Source organism: Mesorhizobium sp. M7A.F.Ca.US.014.04.1.1 (assembly GCF_003998745.1).
Taxonomy (GTDB): Bacteria; Pseudomonadota; Alphaproteobacteria; order Rhizobiales; family Rhizobiaceae; genus Mesorhizobium; species Mesorhizobium ciceri.
The window spans coordinates 1-563 of sequence record NZ_RZRW01000026.1 but is presented as its reverse complement, the minus strand read 5'-3'; the positions used below and the strand labels follow the sequence as shown (position 1 = coordinate 563).

At 63.4% G+C, this 563-nt stretch carries 1 protein-coding gene; it reads left to right on the top strand.

Annotated features, from left to right (window positions below):
• The coding region (locus EOA22_RS38595; protein WP_245478587.1) for an ATP-binding cassette domain-containing protein at nt 1-540 on the top strand (540 nt) is incomplete at its 5' end.
• Nucleotides 541-563 lie beyond the last annotated feature (23 nt).

Here is a 563-nt window from a genome sequence, read left to right as displayed (position 1 = left end):
AAAGAGACGACCTCGCTCGAGCTCGCCCGCATGATGGTCGGCTCGAAGCTGCCGGAAATGCATGTCAGCCCGCCGACCCCGAGCGAGAAGCCAGTGCTCGAGGTCAACAACCTTTCGGTCAAGGCAAGAGACCATTTCGGCGTGGATCTGAAGGACGTCTCCTTCAACGTTCATGGCGGGGAAATCGTCGGCCTGGCGGGAGTGTCCGGAAACGGCCAGGCGGAGCTTATCGCCTTGCTCAGCGGCGAACGCACGCATCACAACAACGACGCGATCAGGATTTGCGGTACCGCTGCCGCTCGCCTTCGTGCCGACGAGCGCCGTAAGCTCGGTCTCGCCTTCGTTCCCGAGGAACGGCTGGGCCGTGGCGCGGTACCGTCGCATACGCTGTGGGAGAACGCGGTTCTGACCGCCCATCGCTTCGGCACCGTCCGCAACGGCCTGGTCGACCGGCGCAAAGCCAGCGCCTTCGCAGCTGGCATCATCGACAGGTTCAAGGTCAAGGCCAACGGTCCGGCTTCGACGGCGCAAAGCCTGTAGGGCGGCACTCTGCAGAAATTCAT